Annotated in this window: 8 protein-coding genes; 4 read left to right on the top strand and 4 right to left on the bottom strand. The window is 71.4% G+C overall.

Annotation, left to right across the window (positions count from 1 at the left end; all coding sequences use genetic code 11):
- The 3 genes from ACLBYE_RS05350 to ACLBYE_RS05340 all read right to left on the bottom strand — a co-directional run.
- On the bottom strand, positions 1–1,709 hold a 1,709-nt coding region (locus ACLBYE_RS05350; RefSeq protein WP_447693341.1), incomplete at its 3' end, for a pseudouridine synthase.
- 132 nt (positions 1,710–1,841) lie between these two features.
- Positions 1,842–2,018: a DUF1328 domain-containing protein gene (locus ACLBYE_RS05345; protein ID WP_012317097.1), complete on the bottom strand. Its 177-nt coding sequence runs from the start codon at positions 2,016–2,018 to the stop codon at positions 1,842–1,844.
- Positions 2,019–2,095: 77 nt separating this feature from the next.
- The gene (locus tag ACLBYE_RS05340; RefSeq protein ID WP_447693340.1) at positions 2,096–2,287 is read right to left on the bottom strand and encodes a CsbD family protein; all 192 of its coding nucleotides are present in this window, start codon (positions 2,285–2,287) and stop codon (positions 2,096–2,098) included.
- 146 nt (positions 2,288–2,433) lie between these two features.
- On the opposite strand from ACLBYE_RS05340, the gene ACLBYE_RS05335 reads away from it, so the two are divergent.
- Both ACLBYE_RS05335 and ACLBYE_RS05330 read left to right on the top strand, forming a co-directional pair.
- Entirely contained in the window at positions 2,434–2,922 is a 489-nt protein-coding gene (locus tag ACLBYE_RS05335; RefSeq protein ID WP_447693339.1) for a nucleoside deaminase, read from the top strand.
- A 57-nt stretch (positions 2,923–2,979) separates the two neighbouring features.
- Positions 2,980–3,684, top strand: a complete 705-nt coding sequence (locus ACLBYE_RS05330) for an SDR family oxidoreductase (protein WP_447693338.1) — start codon at positions 2,980–2,982, stop codon at positions 3,682–3,684.
- 7 nt (positions 3,685–3,691) lie between these two features.
- Here the strand turns inward: ACLBYE_RS05330 and ACLBYE_RS05325 are convergent, their stop codons facing one another.
- Positions 3,692–5,470: an outer membrane beta-barrel protein gene (locus ACLBYE_RS05325; protein ID WP_447693337.1), complete on the bottom strand. Its 1,779-nt coding sequence runs from the start codon at positions 5,468–5,470 to the stop codon at positions 3,692–3,694.
- Positions 5,471–5,788: 318 nt separating this feature from the next.
- Here ACLBYE_RS05325 and ACLBYE_RS05320 point away from each other — a divergent pair, with 318 nt between their 5' ends.
- Positions 5,789–6,289, top strand: a complete 501-nt coding sequence (locus ACLBYE_RS05320; RefSeq protein WP_447693336.1) for a MucR family transcriptional regulator — start codon at positions 5,789–5,791, stop codon at positions 6,287–6,289.
- A 153-nt stretch (positions 6,290–6,442) separates the two neighbouring features.
- Complete coding sequence (locus ACLBYE_RS05315; RefSeq protein WP_447693335.1) at positions 6,443–7,618, top strand: MFS transporter; 1,176 nt, start codon at positions 6,443–6,445, stop codon at positions 7,616–7,618.

The following is a 7,618-nucleotide window of genomic DNA, read 5'->3' as shown; positions in this document are numbered from 1 at the left end:
TGGCCCCCCCCCTTGCCGGCGAACCCCCCGGGCTTGCCACCGGGGCGGCTGCCGCCGGGACGCGCACCCCCGGTCTTCGGGCCCCCGAACGCGGGCTTGCGCCCGGCGGCAGCGGGCTTCTGGCCGCGGAAGCCGCCCGGCTTCCGCGACGCGCCCTCCGCCGGCCCGGCGTCGAACGGTCGGTCGCGCCGGCCCGCGGGCTTGCCCCCGCGCTCCTCGAATCGCCGCTCGTCCCGCGGAGCCTCGCTCCGCGCGCTTTCGCGGCGCGGGCGCTCATCGCCGCGGCGCTCATCGCGCCGATTGGCGGGGCGCTCCTGCCGCTCCGGCATCCCCCGGTCGGCGAAGCGGCGCTTCGGCTTGGCGACGGGCTTGGGCTCCGCCGGCGTGGCGGACAGGCGCTCGACGACGACCCGGCGGTCGCCGGCCCGGATCGAGCCGACGCGCTCGCGGCCGCGTTCCGCCGCGGCCGCCTGCGCGGCCCGGGGATCCGCGCCGCGCCGGGGAATGCGCGTCCCCCGCGGCTTGGCCGCGTCCTCGTCGCGCCACGCGGAGTTGCGCGGTCCGGGACCGGTGCCCCCGGTCGAGACGCGCGGCGCAGGCGCGGGACGCGCGGCGTTGCGCCGGGCCGGCGCCGGCTGCGCCGATTGGGCGTCCCGATCCGCCGGGCGGCCGGCCCCGAACGGCGAGATCGGCTCGCGGACCGGACTGTCGAAATCCACGCCGGCCTGCTCGGCGAGGCTCTTGCCGAGCTGATCCTTGAGGACGCGGGTCCGCACCTCCTCGACCAGGCCGACCTCCAGGTCGCCGAGCTGGAACGGTCCGAAGGAGAGCCGGATCAGCCGGTTCACCGACAGTCCGAGATGCTCGAGGATGCGCTTGACCTCGCGATTCTTGCCCTCGCGCAGGCCGAGCGTCAGCCAGACGTTGTCGCCCTGCACGCGGTCGAGGGTCGCCTCAACGGGGCCGTACTCCATCCCGTCGATGGTGACGCCCTTGGACAGCCGGTCGAGTTGCGCCTGATCGGTGTCGCCGTGGGCGCGAACTCGGTAGCGGCGCAGCCAGCCCGTGTCGGGATGCGCGATCACCTTGGCGAGCCCGCCGTCATTGGTGAGCAGCAGCAGCCCCTCGGTGTTGATGTCGAGCCGTCCGACCGCCACGACCCGGGGAAGATCCTCCGGGAGCACGTCGAACACCGTCTGGCGGCCCTCCGGGTCCCGGGCGGTCGTCACCACACCCCGCGGCTTGTGGAAGATCCACAGGCGGCTGCGTTCCCGCGACGGCATCGGCTCGCCGTCGATCAGGATCCGGTCGTTCTCGGTGACATTGCGGGCCGGGGACGTCAGCGTCTCGCCGTTGACGCTGACGCGTCCGGCCAGGATCATCGTCTCGGCGTCGCGCCGCGAGGCGACGCCGGCCCGCGCCATCGCCTTCGCGATGCGCTCGCCGGGCGGCGTCTCGATCAGGGCTTCGGCGTTCGCGGCCGCTTCGGAATCGGGCTCCGGCAACGGCTCTGACAGAGGCTCCGCCTGGGGGGCGGGCTGCGGCTTGGCCTTCCGCGCCGTCTTCTTCGCGGCAGATCTGGCGGGCCGATCGTTGTCGGCATCGGCACGGCCCGCATCGGTGGGCGGTGCCCAGCTCTCGGTGCGCGCTGACTCGGGGGCCGGACGGGCGGTCCCTTCCGGCTTATCGTCGTTCGGCAAGTCGCTCATGCCTGCCGCTTATCAGAGCCCGTTCCGACAGGCGAGACGGGTTGTGCACCGGTGCGGGCCGCCCCAACGCGAAGAGGCGGCCCGTCGGGACCGCCTCGAAGACTTTGATGGCGGGTCGAAGACCCGTGTTCGTCAGAGTCTCGGCGAGCGCCCGCGCATCACGCCGAACACGGCGGAGATCAGGAAGAGCGCGATCGCCACGAAGAAGACGATCTTGGCCGCCTCCATCGCCGTGCCGGCGATGCCGCCGAAACCGAGGAGCGCCGCCACGAGAGCGACGACGAGAAACGTGACAGCCCAGCCGATCATGGCATCCTCGCGTTATTCGGGTCGGTTCAATTCTGGAACCCGCCCGAGGCGGGTTCCGTTCCGGTCGCGCTCGACGATCAGAGCTTGTCGGTGGCGGACTTCACCGCGCTCTTGGCGTCGCCGACGGTGCCCTGGGCCTTGCCCTTGATCTCCTGGGCGGCACCTTCGGCCTTGAGCTTGTCGTTGCCGGTCACGTCGCCGATGCCCTGCTTGGCCTTGCCGACGGCCTCGTTGGCGACGCCCTTGATCTTGTCGGTGGTGCTGCTCATGGCGTTGTCCTCTTGCTCGATCTGCGGCGGCGCCGCACTGGTTCCTGAAACGGTCACGGTCGGCGGAATGTTCCAGGTCTTAACATTGACTTGGGTCAGGCCAGCCCGTCGCCCCGGGCCCGTCGCGTCAGTGGGATGAGAACAGCTTGGCTGCCGATCCGATCCATCCGGCGCGGGCGGAAACGTCCGGATCCCTGACCGCGCTCGATCACGCTTTCGCGGCCGCCCGCGCCGCGGCCGCTGCCGGGGAGGTCCCGGTCGGCGCCGCGGTGGTCCGGGACGGAGTCATCCTGGCGGTGGCGCATAATCGGCCGCGCGCATTGCACGACCCGACGGCGCACGCGGAGATCCTGGCGATCCGCGCGGCGTGCGTGGCCCTCGGCACCGAGCGCCTCGTCGGCTGCGATCTCTACGTCACCCTGGAGCCGTGCCCGATGTGCGCGGGCGCGATATCCTTCGCGCGCATCCGGCGGCTCTACTACGGCGCGGCCGACCCGAAGGGGGGTGGGGTCGAGCACGGGCCGCGCGTCTTCGATCAGCCGACCTGCCACCACGCGCCGGAGGTCTACGGCGGCTTCCGCGAGCGCGAGGCGGCCGATCTGCTCCGGGCGTTCTTCGCGCAGCGCCGCGACTGAGGCGAGGCGGGCGGACAGGTCCCATCGGCCCTAGGCGGGCCAGCAGAGGAGGAGAGGATGATCCCGACCTATTCCAGAGCCCTGATCGTCGGTGCGGGCTCCGGCCTCAGCGCGTCGCTCGCGCGCCTGCTCGCGGCCGACGGCATGACGATCGGCCTCGCCGCCCGGAACGTCGACAAGCTTGCCGCACTGGCAACCGAGACGGGGGCGGCGGTTCATGCCTGCGACGCCAGCCGGCCCGCGGAGGTCGAGGCCCTGTTCGCCCGCCTGGAGCCCGCGCTCGGCGGCCCGCCGGACGTCGTCGTCTACAACGCGAGCGGTCGTCTCCGCGGCCCGGTCGCCGATCTCGACCCGGACGCGGTCGCCCAGGCGCTGATGGTGTCCGCGTATGGCGGTTTCCTCGTGGCGCAGGCCGCGGCGCGGCGCATGCTGCCGCACCGCCACGGCGCGATCCTGCTCACCGGCGCCTCGGCGAGCGTGAAGGGCTTCGCGGGATCGGCCCCGTTCGCCATGGGGAAGTTCGCGCTGCGGGGATTGGGTCAGAGCCTCGCCCGTGAACTGCAGCCCCAGGGGATCCACGTCGCCCACATCGTGATCGACGGCGCCATCCGCAATCCGGCCCGCGGCGGCGAGCCTCCGGAGGCCCCCGACAGCCATCTCGATCCCGACGCCATCGCCAGGGCCTATCGCGACCTCCTGCGCCAGGATCGGAGCGCCTGGACATCCGAACTGGAACTACGTCCCTGGACGGAGCGGTTCTGAGACCGCGTCAGGGATTCACGCGCAGGCCGAGCAGGAAGGTGTTCTCCCGGAAGCTGGATCCGGCGACCGTGCTGTCGAACTTCTGATAGATGTACGTGCCGCGCAGGGTTAGCCAGCGGGTGAAGTGGTAGTCGAGCCGCGCGGTCGCCGAGAACCCGTTCTCGCGGATGCTGCTGCTCTGGTAATCGTTCCGGAGATACGATCCGCCCAGGACGATCGAGAGGTTGCGCAGCAGGTCGTGCTGCACCTCGAGCGTTGCGACCTCGGTGAGCACGCCGCTGGAGCCCGGGATCGTCGTCTCGGTGACGCCGGTCGCGGCGGTGAGACGGACGGTCGTGAGCGGGCTCGCCGCCCAGACCAGGGCCGCGTTGAGCAGCGGCGCGTTGATGTCGCGCAGGCTCGGATCGACGTAGGTCCGATGCTGGATTCCGGCCGAGATCTCGCCCGTCACCGAGCGAGCGAGGCCGATGCTCGTCCCGAAGGCGACCGCGATGCCGTCCGAGTCGCGCCGGACGCCCGTCGCGTCGATGCGCCGGTCGTAGACGCGCGTGTCGCCGAGCAGGTCGATGAACGGGCTAAAATCCGGATTGATCTCGTAGGCCGTGCGCAACTGCAGGCTGTACTGGTTCAGGTTGCGGTCGGACTGATTGACGATGGTCCCGTCCGCCAAACGCGCATTGTCGAACTCGGAGCGGTCGACGGACCCGCGCAGGGTAACCGACAGCCGGTTGAACGTCTCCGTCGCCCCGAGCGAACCGCCGTAGACGGCCAGGAGCGGCCGCGTCGTGGCGGTGGCCGCCTGGAGGTTGGCGCTCGATGTGCGCTGTGTGTCCACCAGGAACCGCCCCTCCGCGTCGATGCGCAGGTCCCGGTTGGCGTCGATGCGCAGCCGGACCACGCCGTCTGCCGCGGGGCGGCTCGCGGCCTCGTTCTGCGGGGTCTCGAGGTACGAACCCCGGAGCGAGCCCTGCAGCGAGCTGGAGGACCAGTTGCTCCGGAAGTCGACCGTGGTGTCGGTGCGCAGCGCGACCGAGCCCTTGGCGATCTGGCGGGTGGTCTGGTCCGGGTTCGAATCGTAGCCGACGCTCTGGGCGAAGGCGGGCAGGACCGTGAAGGTCCCGACCTGATAGCCGATCGGCGCGTAGGCCGGATCGGTGGGGATCGCGCGCGCCAGGTCGGTGCCGAGGATGAAGCCCGGGGTCAGGAGGCCGAGCGCCGGCGCGATCGACTGGAACGGGAGGATCGGACGGATCGGCGTCACGACCTGCGGGTTCGGGACTCCGACCACCGCCTGCTGGACCACCGGCGTCAGCCGCAGCGCCGGCGGCGGGATCTGCGTGACGTCCTGAGTGACCCGCCGCGTCGCCGAACCGATCCGCCGCGGCGGAGCGGCGCGCGTGCGCAGGAGGGTCGACGGCGCGAGATTGGCCGGTGCCGTCGAGGATCCGCCGGTGCGCCGTCCCCCCGTGGTGACGCGGGTGCTGAGTTGGGACACGCCGGGCTGACCCGGGATCTGCGTCTGCGCGGAGGGCGAGAGCGGCGACCGGAGGCTGTCACCGCCGGTCTGCTCGCCGCCCGCCGCGTCGCCGCCGAGCGCCCCGCGATTCTGGTCGCGGCTCAGGCCGTCCGGAATGGTCCGCTTGAGTGTCGGCAGGCCGTTCGGGGCCGTGTCCTGGCCGATGCCGGGATTGTCGGGCTGGCCGGTGACCGGGCTGGTCGCGTCGAACCGCTGGGCTGCCGCCGGTGCCGCGAGCGTGACGCCGAGTGCCGCGGCGGCGAGCCGCATCCTCCGCCGTTCCCACCGGTCAGCCGCCGTCCGCACCTGATCCCGGTCTCCGCCAAAGTCCCCGGCACCAGAGTGCGGAGATTACAGGTCACACCACCCCGGAACAGTGCCGGTATGGTTAACGAACCCTAGCGGCGACGTGGTTAATGCCCCGTCAACGGCGGTGGGACGGAAGGTTAGCGGCCCATCGATCCGATCTCACCTGTCGATCACGAATACGTTTGAGCTATTTGGTGCACTATGCTACATAGGTGCAGACTTCGATCGACTCCGAGAGGAATTGATCGGCCCGAATGAATGTAACTCCTGAGGTTTGCCGTGAGTGAGAACGCAGGCAGTGAGCACAGCCCGGCGATCGGGCTCGCGGTCGATATCGTCGCCGCTTACGTGTCGAACAACTCCGTACCGGTGTCCGAACTTCCCGGATTGATCGGCGGTATCCACGCGGCGCTGAACGGTTTGACAACTCAAGGTCGCGCCGCGAACTCGAGCGTCGAGAAGCTCAGTCCGTCGCAGATCCGCAAGTCGGTCACGAATGATCACATCGTCAGCTTCGAGGACGGGAAACCGTACAAGACCCTCCGGCGTCACCTGACGCTGCGCGGCCTGACGCCCGAGGCCTACCGGGAGAAGTGGGGTCTGCCGCGGGACTATCCGATGACCGCGGCGAGCTATTCGGCGCAGCGATCGGAGCTGGCACGCGCCCTCGGGCTCGGACAGCAGCGCCGGAAGACCCGCGGCGGGGCCGCGGCCGCCATCGAGGCGCCTTCTGCGCCGGCCGCGAAGTCGCGGAGGCGGAAGAAGGTACCGGCTGAATAAGAGGTCCGAGCGGGGGCTAAGCCGCGTCGTATCCGCGACGCGGCCCTTGCGCGCCGCGCAACTGTGCGCCGCGCCCCCGACGCTATCCATCGGCGACCGCGCTGCGATGCTGCTCTGCACCATCGAGCCCAGCCCGCGCCGAAGGACGTCCCCGTGCCGCCCCTGCCGATCCTCGCCCTCGCCGTCGCCTCGTTCGGGATCGGCACGACCGAATTCGTCATCATGGGCCTGCTCCCGGAGGTGGCGCAGAGCTTCGGCGTCACCATTCCCCAGGCCGGCTACCTCGTCTCGGGCTACGCCATGGGCGTGGTCGTGGGCGCGCCGATCGTGGCGATCGCGACCGCGGGCCTGCCGCGCAAGACCGCACTGCTGGCGCTGATGGCGGTGTTCCTGGCCGGCAATCTCGGTTGCGCGCTGGCGCCGAGCTACGCCCTGCTCATGGCCGCGCGGATCCTGACGGCCTTCGCGCACGGCGCGTTCTTCGGCATCGGCGCCGTTGTGGCGCGGGATCTCGTGCCGCGGGAGAAGCGCACGCAGGCGGTCTCGCTGATGTTCGCGGGCCTCACCCTCGCCAACGTGCTCGGCGTGCCGCTGGGCACCGCCCTCGGGCAGGAGGCGGGCTGGCGCTCGACCTTCTGGGCGGTGGTCGTGATCGGGCTGGCGGCCGGGCTCGCGATCCAGCTCTGCGTGCCGGACGGGCTTCCGGGGACCCGCGGCCGGCTCGTCAGCGAGTTCCGCGCGCTCGGGCGCTGGCCGGTGCTGCGGCCGATGCTGATCTCGACCCTGTCCTCGGTGAGCTTCTTCACGGTGTTCACCTACATCACGCCGTTCCTGACCGGCGTGACCGGCTTCACGCCGCAGGGCGTGACCGGCGTGCTGTTCGCCGCCGGCACGGGCCTCACCGTCGGCAATCTCCTCGGGGGGCATCTGGCCGACCGGGGCCCGATGGCCACCATCGTCGGCAGCTTCCTGGGCATCGTGGCGGCCCTTCTGGTGCTCGCCGCGGTCGCGCACCATCCGGCGCTCACGGTGGCGGTCGTGGTGCTCTGGTCGGGCCTGGTCTTCGCCCTGGTCTCGCCCCTTCAGATCTGGGTCGTGGAGGCGGCGAGCAACGCGCCGAACCTCGCCTCCACGCTGAACCAAGGCGCGTTCAACCTCGGCAACGCCACCGGCGCCTGGATCGGCGGCACGGCGCTGACCCTCGGGGCCGGCTACGGCCAGCTGCCGCTGATCGCCGCCGCGGTGTCGCTCGCCGGGCTCGGACTGGTGCTCACCGCGGTCGGCCGCGGACGCCGGAGCGTCATGCCGGCATCCGCACCCGGGGCCTGA

The sequence above is a fragment of the Methylobacterium sp. A52T genome, assembly GCF_053346095.1.
This window is presented reverse-complemented; position numbering and strand designations above follow the sequence as displayed.